Genomic DNA, 13,144 nt, shown 5'->3' with positions numbered 1-13,144 from the left:
CGGTGGCGGGAACTATGGCGCTGTGCTGAAGGAGTGGTCCCGGCAAGGTCTGGCCGCTGAACGGCTCTGTAAGGATGCCGGTGGCGGGGCTTACAACATGCCCAGCTCGCGGGCGGTGCGGTCGACTGCCCGCAGGGTTTTGCTCAGCAGCTCGTCAATCTGGCTGCGGGTGATGGCCAGTGCCGGTGCCATGATCATGCGGCCATGGGTGGAGCGGATGATCAGCCCCTCGTCAAAGCCATGGCTACGGCAACGCCATCCGATATCATCTTCATTGGCAAACAGCTTGCGGCTGGCCTTGTCTTCACACAGCTGCAAGGCCGCCACCATGCCCGTGCCCTGGATGTCGCCCACCAGCGGGTGATCGGCAAACACTTCACGCAGGCAGCGTTGCAGATAGGGGCCGGTATCCTGCTTGACGGCATCCACCATGCCTTCGCCCTGCAACACATCCAGATTGGCCAGCGCCACGGCGGCGGCCACCGGGTGACCGGAATAGGTCAGGCCATGGGCAAACACTCCGCCCTTGTCGATCAGAGCCTGCGCCATGCGCCGCGACAGCACCAGCCCGCCCATGGGGATGTAGCCGGAGGTCAGCCCCTTGGCGATGCTCAGCGTGTCGGGCTGGAAGTCGAAATGCTGATGGGCAAACCATTCGCCGGTACGGCCAAAGCCGCCAATCACCTCGTCGGCACACAGCAGCACATCGTACTGACGGCAAATACGCTGGATTTCCGGCCAGTAGCTTTCCGGCGGAAAAATCATGCCACCGGCACCCTGGAACGGCTCGGCCACAAAAGCCGCCACCTTGTCCGCGCCCAGTTGCAGGATTTTCTGCTCCAGCGCGCGGGCACACTGCAGGCCGAATTCCGCCGGGTTGAGGTTGCCGCCGTGGCGATACCAGTCTGGCTCGTCAATGTGTTCAACCCCCGGAATCGGCAGATTGCCCATTTCGTGCATGAAGGCCATGCCACCCAGCGAGGCGCTGCCCACGGTGGAGCCGTGATAGCCATTGTGGCGGCCAATGAAGATTTTCTTGTCCGGCTGGCCCATCACGTCCCAGAAGCGGCGCACGGTACGAATCAGCACCTCATTGGCTTCGGAGCCGGAGTTGGTATAGATCACATGGCTGTAACTGCCGGGCAGCAGGGAAAACAGCCGCTCGGACAACTCCACCACCGCCGGGTGGGTGGTATGGAAAAACATATTGTAGTAACTGAGCTCCTTGAGCTGCCGGGTGGCGGCATCAATCAGCTCCTGCCGGCCATAGCCGACATTGGTGCACCACAGGCCGGACATGCCGTCCAGATACTGCTTGCCTTCGCTGTCCCACACATACAGGCCTTCGCCACGGGTGATGACGCGCGGCCCCTCCTCGTTCAGGGCTTTCTGGTCCAGAAAGGCATGAATATGGTGAGCGGCATCCATGGCCTGATAGTCGGCGGTACTGCGTTGCTTCTGATTGGTGTGCATTGTGGTCTCCATGCCGGGGCACCGGCTTACAGGCTGATCCAGGTGGTTTTGAGCTGGCTGAACTTGTCCAGCGCATGCAGGGACAGGTCGCGGCCAAAGCCGGACTGCTTGCAGCCGCCAAACGGTACGCCGGGGTCCAGTGCGTCCACGGTGTTGACCGAGACAGTACCGGCGCGCAAGGCACGCGCCACGCGGTGGGCCCGCTGCAGCTGGTCGGTCCATACCGCAGCTGCCAGGCCGTAGATGCTGTCATTGGCCATGGCAATGGCTTCGGCCTCGCTGTCAAAACGCAGCACCGACAGCACCGGGCCGAAAATCTCTTCGCGGGCAATACGCATCTGCGGCGTCACTCCGGTAAACAGGGCGGGCTGCAAATAGCAGTCACTGTCACCCAGTCGCAGCCGCTCGCCACCAGCCAGCAAGCGCGCGCCCTGCCGCACGCCGTCCTCGATAAAACCGTGCACCCGGCCGGTATGCCCGGCATCCACCAGCGTGCCCAGCCGCGTGGCCGGGTCCAGCGGATTGCCCGGCTGGTAATGCGCCATTTCGGTCAGCACCTTTTCGACAAAACGGTCGTGAATGCTGCTTTCCACCAGCAGGCGCGAGCTGGCAGAACACACCTGGCCCTGATTGAAGCAGATGCCAAAGGCCGCCTTGCGTGCCGCCGCGTCCAGGTCGGCACAATCGGCAAACACCAGATTCGGGCTTTTGCCACCGCACTCCAGCCACACCATTTTCATGTTGGAAGCGGCGGAATACGCCAGAAAGCGCTTGCCGACTTCGGTGCTGCCGGTAAACGACAGGCAGTCGATGTCCGGATGCAGGCCCAGCGCCTGCCCGGCCTCCTCGCCATAGCCGGGCAGCACGTTCAGCACACCGGCCGGCAGACCGGCCTCGCTGGCCAGCTGCGCCAGACGGATGGCAGACAACGGCGACTGCTCGGCCGGTTTCAGCAGCACGCTATTGCCTGCCGCCAGCGCCGGTGCCACTTTCCAGGCGGCCATGTCCAACGGGAAATTCCACGGAATCACTGCCGCCACCACGCCCACCGGTTCGCGCGTCACCAGCGCCAGCGCATCCGGGCCGCTGGGGGCCACTTCGTCATACAGCTTGTCGCAGGCTTCGGCATACCAGTCGAACAAGGCCGCCGTGGCCGGCACGTCGATATTCAGCGCATCCGAGATGGGCTTGCCCATGTCCAGGCAATCGAGCAAGGCCAGTTCGTCGGCATTGTCGCGCAGCAGTTGCGCCAGTTTTTGCAGCACCGGTTTGCGCTCTCGCGGATGACAGCGCGACCAGTCCCCGGCCTCAAAGCTGCGTCGTGCGGCGCTCACTGCCAGGTCAACATCCGCCTGTGCGCAACGCGCCACCATGGCGATGGTCTGGCCGGTATGCGGACAGATGCTGGCAAACTGGCGGCCATCTACTGCATCTTGCAGCCGGCCATCCATATAGGCCTGTGCAGCAGGCTGCAGCGCGCTGGCGCAAGCCGTCCAGAATGACAGATCTTTCGATGACAACATGCTACTCTCCTGTCGGGTTTAGCCAGTCGCGACTCCACATACGACTGACATGCGATGGCCACAGTCTAGGCAGGCTGCCCCACCCCGCCCATCGCCTTGATGGGTGAGGCCACTCACCCCTTGGGGGTAGCGCCGGGGCAGAACAGTTGCGGCATCATGCAAAACCATGGCCAATACCGAAACAGGAGCAAGAACAGACATGCAGATCGCCGTGAGTGACCTGGCCTTTCATCACCGGCTGGGGAAATTGCTGGAACAACTGGGAGAGCCACGCTTCTGGCCGGTGCTGGCCAGCTTTCTGGGCGAGATTGCCACCTTCGATACCTGGGTAGTGCTGCTGTTCCAGGCTGACCAGCCACCGCTGATCCTGGCGGATCATGCCGCCAACCTCGCAGCGGACGACCTGTTTGCCGACTACCGCGCCGGGCTGTACCGCATTGACCCCTTCTATGCCTTCAGCCAGCAAAACCCGATGCCTGGCCTGTATCGGCTGGACGATGTGGCACCGGACTCTTTCCGTGACACCGAATACTACCGCCAGTATTTCAGCCGCAATGTCGGGGAAGACGAGCTGCAGTTCCTGCTGCCCATTGCCGGCCAGGGCGTGCTGTCATTGTCGCTGGCCAGCCGTCAGCGCTTCAGTGCCAGCGAGATTGGCAGCTGCCAGTTATTCAGCCCCTGGCTGCTGACCCTGCTGCGCAAGGCATGGCAATTTGACACCAGCCTGATCGAACAGCAGCGCAACAACCCGGTGGAACGCCAGTCAAGGCTGGAAGATGCCTTGCGCCAGCGCGGCAATCCGCAACTGACCGAGCGTGAGGTGCAGGTCGCCCTGCTGATTCTGGCCGGGCACTCCACCAAGGCCATTGCCCGTGAGCTGGGCATTTCACTGGATACCGCCAAGGTGCACCGGCGCAATCTGTACGCCAAGCTGGGCGTCAGCCAGCAGGCCGGTTTGTTTCTGCTGTTTGCGGCCCCGGATGGCACTTCCAGCGCACCGCGCAAGCAGAAATAGTATTTGTCTTTTATTTTCAATGATTTGATTCATTTAAAAATATCAAGAACAGCAAGAATGCCACACTAAAACCCGGCATTTTCACATTGGCATTGCCAAGTCATTTGAATTTGTACACAATCAATTCAACGCAAGCGAAACAGGAAGGGCCAAGATGGCACAAGGAGGCAAACGAGATGGTGCCGGACGCAAATCGGCATTCGGTGGTGACAAAACCGTAGCCATGCGTGTGCCGGAACCCTTGCGGCCACTGCTGGAAAACTGGCTGGCTGAATATCGCCAGCTGCGTACGGTCAGAACAGCGGACACCCAGGATATCCGCACCCTGTCGGAAACCCTCAGCCAGCTGTCACTGCCCTTGTTCGCCAGCCGGGTACCTGCCGGCTCGCCCGTTGCCGCCGATGACCTGAAAGAAGCCGACATCGACCTGAATGCCCATCTGGTCAGCCACCCTGCCAGCACCTTCATGGTGACGGTGAAAGGCGACTCGATGATCAATGCCGGCATTCACGATGGCGACCTGCTGATTGTCGACCGCGCCCTGCCAGCACGCAGCGGCAAGGTGGTGGTGGCGGTCATCAACGGCGAGCTTACCGTCAAGCGGCTGGAAAAAACGGCAAGCGGCCTGTTCCTGATGCCGGAGAACCCGGCTTACTCGCCAATCGAAGTGCCGGAAGAAGCGGCATTGTTTATCTGGGGTGTGGTGACCAACGTCATTCACCCGGTCTCGTAAAGGAGCGCATGATGCAAATCGATGAAAGCCTGATCAAGATGAAGTTCATGGACTGGCGCCGTCTGCCGCGTGCTTTTCGTGAAGTCCGCGCCGGACAACCGCAGGTGCTGGTATCCCGCACTGGCCGCAGCTACTTTGTCCCGGTGCAGTTCGTCTAGACTGCGCGCCCAGGCAAGTTTCCCCTGTCGCGACAACATCATCAGACCAGCATGCCTGGTCTGATTTCATTTGGTTTACTCCCAGCGACAGCCCCGCTCTCATCGGCCAGATTGGCGTCGTGAGGCTGACCGGATCATCCTGCTGACCGGATCATCCTGAGGCCCATGCAGGCAAAAAAAACCCTCCCGCAAGGGGAGGGATTAACAGGGTATCGGGGAAGTGTAACGACCGGAAGCTGAGGGCAGCCGGTCATACAGCGCCTGGATCCATACCAAGAACCAAGCACGTTTTCATCCTAACGTTTGCACCTGGCATTGGCTATGGGTGAATTTACTTAACAGACATATCCTGCATTACTCTCAGAATATTCTCAGAAGAAGTTTCGCGGCGAATCACTTCGAAAAAGTCACCCGCCTCCGGGTAGGTTTTCTTCAACTGCCCCAGCCACTGCTTGAGCCTTGCCGGTGGGTAGCGCGACTCCCCTGCCTCGGTAAAGCACTGCTGGTAGAAATCCAGCAACCATCCCATCAGTGCCTGCCAGGTCATGGGCGTGTCGGATTGATCGCCCGCAATGCGCAGTGCCAGGTCGGGCGCGGCAATCAGCCCCCGGCCAATCATTACCCGCTCACAGCCGCTTCGCGCCCGGATGGCATGGTAATCCGCCACGGTCCATACCTCGCCATTGGCAATCACCGGCACCGTGACATGCTCCCGGATACGGGCAATCCAGTCCCAGTGGGCTGGCGGCTTATACCCTTCCACCTTGGTACGCGCATGTACCACCAGTTCGGCTGCCCCGGCACTTGCCAAGGCAGCAGCGCAGTCCAGTGCCAGACTCTTGTCCTCATAGCCCAGCCGCATCTTGGCGGTTACCGGTATCTCGGCCGGAACAGCCGCCCTCACCTGCCTGACAATGGCGTGCAGCAGTTCCGGCTCGGTCAGCAGTACCGCCCCGCCACGATGACGGTTGACCGTGGGTGCCGGGCAGCCAAAGTTCAGGTCCACACCCGGTGCACCCAGGCTGGCCACCTTGGCGGCATTTTCCGCCAGACAGACCGGATCCGAGCCCAACAACTGCACCCGCACCGTTGTTCCGGCACGGGTTTTGCCACCGTTCAGCAATTCCGGTGCCAGACGGTGAAAAGTACGGGTGGGCAACAGCACATTGGTGACCCGGACAAATTCGGTTACACACAAGTCGATACCGCCCAGACGGGTCAGTACATCCCGCATGATGGGGTCAACCAGACCCTCCATCGGGGCCAGCATCAGATTCATGACTTAACCTGCTGAAAAAAGGGCGCTATTGTAACGGAATCACTGCCCGGGAGCGAATGCATGACCTTGAAGATCAGCCTTGTCACCCCACACCAGCTTGAGCGCTGCCTGCCGCTGTTTCAGGCTTATCTGGCCTTTTATCATGTACAGCAAAGCGATGCGGACTGCCTGCAGTTTATCGAAGCGCGCATACGCCAGCGCGAGGCCTGCCTGTGGCTGGCGGAGGATGCTGGTATTGCGGTCGGCTTTGCCTTGATGTATCCCGGTTTCAATTCACTGACGCTTAAACCTAACTGGCTGCTGCACGACCTGTATGTCGCACCGGACTACCGCGGCAGCGGTGTCAGCAAGCAGCTGCTGCAAACCTGTCAGGCCCATGTCATCAGCCTGGGTGGTGGCGACATCATGCTGCAAACCGCCCACGACAACACCCGAGCACAGCGACTGTACGAACGTAACGGCTTTGTGCTGGATACCGAATTCCGGGTGTATTACTGGGATGGCAAGAACACTTGACCGCACTGCCCGGCAGCGCCATGCTGGCGGCCCAGCAGAAACCGACAAGGAACACAGATGGACATTCCACGCGGCATTTATCGCCATTACCGGGGTAATCTTTACGAAGTGCTCGGGCTGGGTCTGCATTCTGAAACACATGAACCCATGGTGGCCTATCGCGCGCTCTATGGCGATTATCAACTATGGACACGCCCTGCCGGCATGTTCCTGGAAACCGTCATCCACGAAGGCGAGAGCCTGCCACGCTTCTCACCCGTCAAACTGTTCTAGCCACACAGTCCATGCGCATTTACCGTACCGACCAGTTTGCCCTGCCGCTGCCGGAAGGCCACCGTTTCCCGGCTGAAAAATACCAGCTGCTTGCCACCGCAGTGGGGCAATTTGCCGCCCCCCTGATGGAGGAAGCCCCGGCGGCCAGTGCATGGGAACTGCAACAGGCACATGCAGCAGACTATGTCGCCCAGGTGCTGGATGGCAGCCTGCCGCCACGCGCCTGGCGTGAAATCGGCCTGCCATGGTCGCCGCAACTGGTGGAGCGCTCGCGCCGCTCGGTCGGTGCCACTGTTGCCGCCGCCCGCACCGCCTTGCTGCATGGTTGCGGGGTGAATCTGGCCGGGGGCACCCATCATGCCTATCACGACAAGGGCAGCGGCTTTTGTGTATTCAATGATGTCGCCGTGGCCTCGCGCCTGCTGCTGCAAGAAGGCCTGGCGCGCCGCATTCTGGTCATTGATCTGGACGTCCATCAGGGCAATGGCACGGCCGCCATTTTCCGCGATGAACCACGCGTGTTCACTTTCTCCATGCATGGCGAAAAGAACTTTCCCTTCCGCAAGGAAGCCAGCTCGCTGGACATCGACCTGCCAGACCAGACCGACGACGCCAGCTACCTTTCCCGGCTGCAACGGCATTTGCCCGCGCTATTGCAACAACAGCCCGATATCGTGTTTTACCTGGCCGGTGCCGACCCTTATGCAGGTGACCGGCTGGGCAAGCTGGCACTGAGCAAGGCGGGTTTGCTGCAACGCGACCAGCTGGTCATGCAGCAAGTGCGGAACAGCGGTGCCGCACTGGTGATCACCATGGCCGGAGGCTATGCCAACCCGATCAGCGACACGGTGGAAATCCAGACCAATACCGTCGCTGCCGCGTACCAGCTATTTGGCTCAGGCGTGTAAGATTCACCCGCCAGCCCCGACGAAACAGCGTACCCACCCCCATAAAATGGAGAGCGCAATGAACACAGCCACCCTGGCCGGCGGATGCTTCTGGTGTACCGAGAGTATTTTTCTCGCCCTCAACGGGGTAAGCCAGGTGCAATCCGGTTATATCGGCGGGCAGACGCCCAACCCGGACTATCGCAGCGTCTGCTCTGGCCACACCGACCATGCCGAAGCAGTGCAGATCCGCTTTGACCCGGCCATCATCAGTTATCGTCAGCTGTTGCAGGTATTTTTTGCCACCCACGACCCCACCACCCTGAACCGACAGGGGCATGATGTGGGCAGCCAGTACCGCTCCGCCATCTTTTATCATGATGCAGAGCAGCTGGACACGGCCAGGGCCGTGATGGCCGACCTGGAACAGCAAGGCATTTTTGCTGCCCCCATCGTCACCACGCTGGAGCCGGCCAGCCAGTTTTATCCGGCCGAGGACTACCATCAGCAATACTTTGCCCGTAACGCCGAGCAACCATACTGCCAGGCTGTCATTCAGCCCAAGCAGCTGAAGCTGCGACGCCAGTTTGCCGACTGGCTGAAACCATGACGATACTGACCCGGCAGCACAAAACCGCCGATATAGTATCGCCATGACAGCAGTCCGTGCAGCCAGCCAGCCATTATGCTGATAACATTCGCGCTGGCTGGCGCTGCTTGCGGCATTGCAACAAGCAAGCAATACCGGCAGCACATGCCGGCAAAAGGCAGACCGGACAAGGCGGTCACGGGTATCATGGAGCGCATTGACTTCGGGAGATGCCCTTACCCGGTCGCCATGCCCCGCCACAAGCACACGAACCCGGCAAGACCACCCATGCTTCCCGTTGCTGACAGCCAGACAGGCAACGGGCCTGGCCTTGCCGTATCTGGCACATAAACAGCAATCGCTGTTGCAGGAGATGACCGTTAATGAAGTACATGATGCCCACCGTTTTCATTGTGGATGACGACCCGGCCGTACGCGACTCACTGGCCTTGCTGATCATGGCCCAGGGCATGCGCACGGTGACGTTCGCCAGCGCCATGGAATTCCTTGAAACCTATACCGAAGGTGAAATCGGCTGCATGGTGCTGGATATCCGCATGCCGCAGATCACCGGCCTTGCCCTGCAGGAAAAACTGGTAGAACGCGGCCTGTCCATTCCCATTGTCTTCATCACCGGCCATGGTGATATCGAACAGTGCCGCCGTGCTTTCCAGTCCGGTGCCATTGATTTCCTGACCAAGCCCATCGACCAGAACCGCCTGATCGACAGCCTGCGCAAGGGCATACGCCTGAGCATCCAGCAACAGCAGCAGGATGAAGAAACCCAGGAAGTGATGAACCAGTTGGCCCGCATCAGCGGCCGCGAGCGTGAAGTGCTGGAACTGGTGGCCGACGGCCTGTCCAGCAAGGAAATCGCCCGCCAGCTGGACCTGTCGCCGCGCACCATCGAAGTGCACCGTGCCAACCTGTTCAGCAAGCTGGGGGTGGATTCGCTGGCCGACCTGATCCGCTTTTACCTGAAGGCGCTGGAAGCCACCGGCAAAAAACGCAGCGACGAGTCTTTTTTGAACGAAACCGCCCCAAGGCAGTAGAATCGCCCACATGGAACGACTGTTCAAACATGTCTGCCTGGTGGCAAGACACAGCAAACCGCAAGTGGTGGAATCGCTGCGCACCCTGGCCGATCATCTGGCCGCTGCCGGCATCACCGTATTCGTGGACAAGGAAAGCGCCACCCCGGCCGAAGCCGGGCCCCATCAGCTGATCGAACGCAGCGACATGGGCAAGCTGGCCGATCTCGTCATCGTGCTGGGCGGGGACGGCACCATGCTGTCCATCGCCCGCCAGCTGGCACCCTATCGCGTGCCGCTGGTCGGCATCAACCAGGGCCGACTGGGCTTCATGACCGACATTCCGCGTCATGAAATGCTGGAAGCCATCGACGCCATCCTGGGCGGCAATTTCGTGCCGGAAAACCGCATCCTGCTGCAAGCATCGGTGATTCGCGAAGACGCCGAAGTCGCCAATGCGCTGGCCTTCAACGACATCGTGTTCAGCCGCGGCGCCGTGGGTTCGATGATCGAATTCGAAGTCTTCATCGACAACCAGTTTGTCTACAGCCAGCGCTCGGACGGCCTGATTGTCTCCACCCCCACCGGCTCCACTGCCTACTCGCTGGCCGCTGGCGGCCCCATCCTGCACCCCACGCTGCAGGCAATTGCACTGGTGCCCATCTGCCCGCAGTCGCTCAACAACCGCCCCATTGCGGTGAACGACTCCTGCGAAGTGGAATTCATGCTGACCCGCGGCCTGGACGCGCGCGTACACTTTGACGGCCAGTCGCACTGCGACCTGATGGAAATGGACCGCGTGCTGATCCGCCGTTATCGCAACCCGCTGCGCATCCTGCACCCGGTGGGCTACAACTACTACGACATGCTGCGCCACAAGCTCCACTGGGGCGAGCGCCTGCTCTGACACGCACACACCATGCTGCTATCCCTTCTGGTCAAAGACTTCGTCATCGTTGACAGCATTGCGCTGGACTTCTCCCCCGGTTTTACCGTACTGACCGGCGAAACCGGGGCAGGCAAATCCATTTTGCTGGATGCCCTGGGCCTCTTGCTGGGCGACCGCGCCGAGGGCTCGCTGGTGCGCGAAGGAGCCGAACGCGCCGAAATCAGCGCCGAATTCGACAGCCGCCAGCGTCCTGAAATCAAGGCCTGGTTACAGGAAAATGCCCTGTCGGGCGACGACGACATCGTGCTGATCCGCCGCGTACTGGACAAATCCGGCCGCTCGCGCAGCTTCATCAATGGTCAGCCAGCCACCCTGGCCCAGCTCAAGCTGCTGGGCGAATTCCTGGTCGACATCCACGGCCAGCACGCCCACCAGTCGCTGGTGAAGGCCGAAGCCCAGCGCGAACTGCTGGATGCCTATGCCGGCAGCAGCTCGCTGGCCCGCGAAGTGCATCAGGCCTGGCAGGAATGGCAAGCCGCCCGCAAGGCACGCAGCGATGCCGACAAGCTGTCGCGCGAATCCGAAGTGGAACGCGAACGCCTCACCTGGCAAATCAACGAACTGACCGAACTGGGCCTGCAACAGGACGAATGGGCCGGGCTCAACCAGAGCCACTCCCGCCTGGCCAATGCTGCCGAGCTGGTACAAAGCGCGCAGTACGCGGTGGATACCCTGTCCGAGATGGAGGGCAACTGCCTGTCCGTGCTCACCCAGGTACAAAGCCGCCTGAGCAAGCTGGCCAACCTCGACCCACGGCTGGCCGACACCCTGTCCCTGCTGGATTCGGTAGATGCCGAACTGCGCGAAGTCGTCTACAGCCTGCGCGACTACGCCAGCGACATCGACGAAGACCCGGGCCAGCTGCAACAGGTGGAAAGCCGCATCGACAGCCTGATGAGCATGGCGCGCAAATACCGCGTGCAGCCGCAGGAACTGCCGCTCAAGCTGGCCGACTGGCAAGCCCAGCTGGCCGCGCTGGAAGCCTCCACCGACAGCGAAGCCCTGGCGCTGGCCGAAACCGCCAGCCTGTCGCGCTACCGCACCCTGGCCGAAGCCCTGTCTGGCAAACGCCGCCAGGCCGCCAGCGAACTGTCCGCCCGCATCAGCAAGGAAATGCAGCAGCTGGCCATGAGCAGCGCCCGCTTTGCCATCGAACTGGCCGCCCTGGCCGAACCCGGCGCCCATGGTCTGGAATCCATCGAATACCTGGTGGCAGCCAACGCCGGCACCAGTCTGCGCCCCTTAGCCAAAGTGGCCTCCGGCGGCGAGCTGTCACGCATCAGCCTGGCCATGCAAGTGGTGATCAGCCAGGTGGCCAGCGTGCCCACGCTGATTTTCGACGAAGTGGATGTCGGCATTGGCGGGCGCGTGGCGGAAGTCATCGGCCATATGCTGAAGCAACTGGGCCAGCGTTATCAGGTGCTGTGCATCACCCACCTGCCGCAGGTGGCCTCCTGCGGCGAGCAGCACTGGCAAGTCAGCAAGCGTGAAGAAAAGAAACGCGTGGTCAGCCGTATCACCCCGCTGGACGCCGAGCAGCGCGTGCTGGAAATCGCCCGCATGCTGGGTGGTGCCGAGCTCACCCAGACCACCCGCCAGCATGCCGCAGAAATGCTGGAAATGAACCGCGCCACCCCCTAGCCAAAACGGCCTGGGACGGTTATGATTGCGTCCTCTTCGCCAGACGACACGGTCGCTGGCAAGAAACTGCGGAGGTTTGGGTGAGTGGTTTAAACCAGCAGTCTTGAAAACTGCCGACGGGAAACCGTCCGTGGGTTCGAATCCCACAGCCTCCGCCATTAATTATCATTAAAGCCCTGATTAATCAGGGCTTTTTTGTTTTCCACATCCACTGGTATGCCATTAGGTATGCCAGCAAGACATTCATTGTCTTACACGGCACTCACTCGCACGCGATGAATACACAACAAACTTATTCGTTGTCGTTTCACACCTGCCCTAGAAACGTTCTTTAGTCAGCACGCAAACTACACTGACCAACCGTTGCCATGTCACTGAGTACTGGAATACGCGTTTGCACGGGAGAAAAGTTTCTTCTCTTTCCATACAATCAATTCATAGGACATTTTCACTACCATACAAAAATGAACTTGTTATGCCATTTGCGCTGACACTATTCATGGCATTGCTCACGACATCACCTCAAAAATGTTTGACTTGTACTAAGGGTTGGATTACCACAACTATCGACCGGACCCATCCATACAACCAAAGGACTTTCCACTCGACCATCAACATGGTATTTCAATCGATACACTATCCTTACAAATCGCCAGCCCCCTCCAAATATACTCTTCCAATATTCCAACTCACCTTCATCAACATTTCGCCTCTTAACAACAGAACAGCATCCTTTATTTTTATCAATAAAATCCCTAACACCATCGTAATAAATAACATCCTTCGGATTAATATAGTTGTCATAATTTTGAGCCACTCCCTCCCCCCGAAAGCTCTCCCTATAATCATCATAACCCGAGGCAGGTTGCGGATAACTCATAAGTAAATTTGCAATCGCCAGATTAATCAACTCATCATCAGAATACCTCCGCCGATCACTTATACAATAACCCTCAAGAGAGTCAAATGCATACCAGAGACTAAAAAAAATAACAACCAATAATGTAAAAATAATCTTCCATTTCATACAAACCCCAAACAATATAACCTCAAAATTGAATAAACATTAGCCGCACA

At 59.6% G+C, this 13,144-nt stretch carries 14 protein-coding genes and 1 tRNA gene; 11 read left to right on the top strand and 4 right to left on the bottom strand.

The window, feature by feature from the left end; translation table 11 throughout:
• Positions 1–90: 90 nt before the first annotated feature.
• Positions 91–1,473, bottom strand: coding sequence for an aspartate aminotransferase family protein (locus DKK66_RS16325; protein WP_131359764.1), 1,383 nt, complete (start codon positions 1,471–1,473; stop codon positions 91–93).
• A 26-nt stretch (positions 1,474–1,499) separates the two neighbouring features.
• Positions 1,500–2,996: an aldehyde dehydrogenase gene (locus DKK66_RS16320; protein WP_131359762.1), complete on the bottom strand. Its 1,497-nt coding sequence runs from the start codon at positions 2,994–2,996 to the stop codon at positions 1,500–1,502.
• 199 nt (positions 2,997–3,195) lie between these two features.
• Between DKK66_RS16320 and DKK66_RS16315 the strand changes: the two genes are divergently transcribed.
• From DKK66_RS16315 to DKK66_RS20225, 3 genes are all read left to right on the top strand, one after another.
• Entirely contained in the window at positions 3,196–4,011 is an 816-nt protein-coding gene (locus DKK66_RS16315; protein WP_045847379.1) for a LuxR C-terminal-related transcriptional regulator, read from the top strand.
• Between the two features lie 316 nt (positions 4,012–4,327).
• Complete coding sequence (locus DKK66_RS16310) at positions 4,328–4,744, top strand: translesion error-prone DNA polymerase V autoproteolytic subunit (RefSeq protein ID WP_353851342.1); 417 nt, start codon at positions 4,328–4,330, stop codon at positions 4,742–4,744.
• Between the two features lie 8 nt (positions 4,745–4,752).
• Complete coding sequence (locus DKK66_RS20225; RefSeq protein WP_156156974.1) at positions 4,753–4,902, top strand: hypothetical protein; 150 nt, start codon at positions 4,753–4,755, stop codon at positions 4,900–4,902.
• Between the two features lie 331 nt (positions 4,903–5,233).
• On the opposite strand, the gene DKK66_RS16305 is transcribed toward DKK66_RS20225, so the two are convergent.
• Positions 5,234–6,181, bottom strand: a complete 948-nt coding sequence (locus DKK66_RS16305) for a tRNA-dihydrouridine synthase (protein ID WP_131359760.1) — start codon at positions 6,179–6,181, stop codon at positions 5,234–5,236.
• A gap of 60 nt (positions 6,182–6,241) precedes the next feature.
• Here DKK66_RS16305 and DKK66_RS16300 point away from each other — a divergent pair, with 60 nt between their 5' ends.
• The 8 genes from DKK66_RS16300 to DKK66_RS16265 all read left to right on the top strand — a co-directional run bounded on the left by DKK66_RS16300 (position 6,242) and on the right by DKK66_RS16265 (position 12,225).
• Entirely contained in the window at positions 6,242–6,697 is a 456-nt protein-coding gene (locus tag DKK66_RS16300; RefSeq protein ID WP_131359758.1) for an N-acetyltransferase, read from the top strand.
• Between the two features lie 57 nt (positions 6,698–6,754).
• Entirely contained in the window at positions 6,755–6,970 is a 216-nt protein-coding gene (locus tag DKK66_RS16295; protein WP_045847383.1) for a DUF1653 domain-containing protein, read from the top strand.
• Between the two features lie 11 nt (positions 6,971–6,981).
• The gene (locus DKK66_RS16290) at positions 6,982–7,878 is read left to right on the top strand and encodes a histone deacetylase (RefSeq protein WP_131359756.1); all 897 of its coding nucleotides are present in this window, start codon (positions 6,982–6,984) and stop codon (positions 7,876–7,878) included.
• A 58-nt stretch (positions 7,879–7,936) separates the two neighbouring features.
• Positions 7,937–8,467, top strand: a complete 531-nt coding sequence (gene msrA, locus DKK66_RS16285) for a peptide-methionine (S)-S-oxide reductase MsrA (protein WP_131359753.1) — start codon at positions 7,937–7,939, stop codon at positions 8,465–8,467.
• Positions 8,468–8,829: 362 nt separating this feature from the next.
• Positions 8,830–9,498, top strand: coding sequence for a response regulator transcription factor (locus DKK66_RS16280; RefSeq protein ID WP_062787864.1), 669 nt, complete (start codon positions 8,830–8,832; stop codon positions 9,496–9,498).
• Between the two features lie 10 nt (positions 9,499–9,508).
• Positions 9,509–10,384 carry an NAD kinase gene (locus tag DKK66_RS16275; protein WP_131359751.1) on the top strand — a complete coding sequence of 292 codons (876 nt, stop codon included), beginning with the start codon at positions 9,509–9,511 and terminating at the stop codon, positions 10,382–10,384.
• A 12-nt stretch (positions 10,385–10,396) separates the two neighbouring features.
• Positions 10,397–12,067 carry a DNA repair protein RecN gene (gene recN, locus DKK66_RS16270; protein ID WP_131359749.1) on the top strand — a complete coding sequence of 557 codons (1,671 nt, stop codon included), beginning with the start codon at positions 10,397–10,399 and terminating at the stop codon, positions 12,065–12,067.
• 70 nt (positions 12,068–12,137) lie between these two features.
• A tRNA-Ser gene (locus DKK66_RS16265) sits at positions 12,138–12,225 on the top strand.
• A gap of 359 nt (positions 12,226–12,584) precedes the next feature.
• Here the strand turns inward: DKK66_RS16265 and DKK66_RS16260 are convergent.
• Positions 12,585–13,094: a hypothetical protein gene (locus DKK66_RS16260; protein ID WP_131359747.1), complete on the bottom strand. Its 510-nt coding sequence runs from the start codon at positions 13,092–13,094 to the stop codon at positions 12,585–12,587.
• Between the last annotated feature and the right edge of the window lie 50 nt (positions 13,095–13,144).

Source organism: Aquitalea sp. USM4 (assembly GCF_004328945.1).
In the GTDB taxonomy this organism is placed as follows: Bacteria; Pseudomonadota; Gammaproteobacteria; order Burkholderiales; family Chromobacteriaceae; genus Aquitalea; species Aquitalea pelogenes.
This window is presented reverse-complemented; position numbering and strand designations above follow the sequence as displayed.

Excerpts from the sequence above, each read along its gene's own strand:
- DKK66_RS16325 (WP_131359764.1), bottom strand. The coding sequence starts at position 1,473 with ATGCACACCAATCAGAAGCAACGCAGTACCGCCGACTATCAGGCCATG.
- DKK66_RS16320 (WP_131359762.1), bottom strand. The coding sequence starts at position 2,996 with ATGTTGTCATCGAAAGATCTGTCATTCTGGACGGCTTGCGCCAGCGCG.
- DKK66_RS16315 (WP_045847379.1), top strand. The coding sequence starts at position 3,196 with ATGCAGATCGCCGTGAGTGACCTGGCCTTTCATCACCGGCTGGGGAAA.
- DKK66_RS20225 (WP_156156974.1), top strand. The coding sequence starts at position 4,753 with ATGATGCAAATCGATGAAAGCCTGATCAAGATGAAGTTCATGGACTGG.
- DKK66_RS16305 (WP_131359760.1), bottom strand. The coding sequence starts at position 6,181 with ATGAATCTGATGCTGGCCCCGATGGAGGGTCTGGTTGACCCCATCATG.
- DKK66_RS16300 (WP_131359758.1), top strand. The coding sequence starts at position 6,242 with ATGACCTTGAAGATCAGCCTTGTCACCCCACACCAGCTTGAGCGCTGC.
- DKK66_RS16295 (WP_045847383.1), top strand. The coding sequence starts at position 6,755 with ATGGACATTCCACGCGGCATTTATCGCCATTACCGGGGTAATCTTTAC.
- DKK66_RS16290 (WP_131359756.1), top strand. The coding sequence starts at position 6,982 with ATGCGCATTTACCGTACCGACCAGTTTGCCCTGCCGCTGCCGGAAGGC.
- msrA (WP_131359753.1), top strand. The coding sequence starts at position 7,937 with ATGAACACAGCCACCCTGGCCGGCGGATGCTTCTGGTGTACCGAGAGT.
- DKK66_RS16280 (WP_062787864.1), top strand. The coding sequence starts at position 8,830 with ATGAAGTACATGATGCCCACCGTTTTCATTGTGGATGACGACCCGGCC.
- DKK66_RS16275 (WP_131359751.1), top strand. The coding sequence starts at position 9,509 with ATGGAACGACTGTTCAAACATGTCTGCCTGGTGGCAAGACACAGCAAA.
- recN (WP_131359749.1), top strand. The coding sequence starts at position 10,397 with ATGCTGCTATCCCTTCTGGTCAAAGACTTCGTCATCGTTGACAGCATT.
- DKK66_RS16260 (WP_131359747.1), bottom strand. The coding sequence starts at position 13,094 with ATGAAATGGAAGATTATTTTTACATTATTGGTTGTTATTTTTTTTAGT.